The sequence below is a fragment of the Burkholderia sp. SIMBA_051 genome, assembly GCF_046534915.1.
In the GTDB taxonomy this organism is placed as follows: Bacteria; Pseudomonadota; Gammaproteobacteria; order Burkholderiales; family Burkholderiaceae; genus Burkholderia; species Burkholderia ambifaria.
Window position 1 is genome coordinate 1 of sequence record NZ_JAWRXS010000516.1, and the last position, 258, is coordinate 258.

Genomic DNA, 258 nt, shown 5'->3' on the forward strand with positions numbered 1-258 from the left:
CGTGCTCGTCCGAGCCGTCCCAGGCGTCGACGATCGCCTCGCGCAGCAGGTCGTTGTAGCGACGCGGGCCGGGCGCATTCAGTCCATAGAAACTGCATAGCTTATTGAATGGCGCGCTGCGCCGCAGCCGGCGCCCGTCCGACATCCGAAGCCGCGACACCGTCGGTTGGCTGACGCCAGAAAGTCGCGCAATTTCGCTGGACGAGCGTGTATCTGCCAGCAAGTGGCGTAACAGGTCTTGTACAGGAAAATCGCGGT

1 protein-coding gene is annotated in these 258 nt (G+C 63.2%); it reads right to left on the reverse strand.

Going from position 1 to position 258, the window contains the following annotated elements:
* Window positions 1–258: helix-turn-helix domain-containing protein (locus SB771_RS35530; RefSeq protein ID WP_410722108.1), on the reverse strand; the 258-nt coding region annotated here is incomplete at both ends.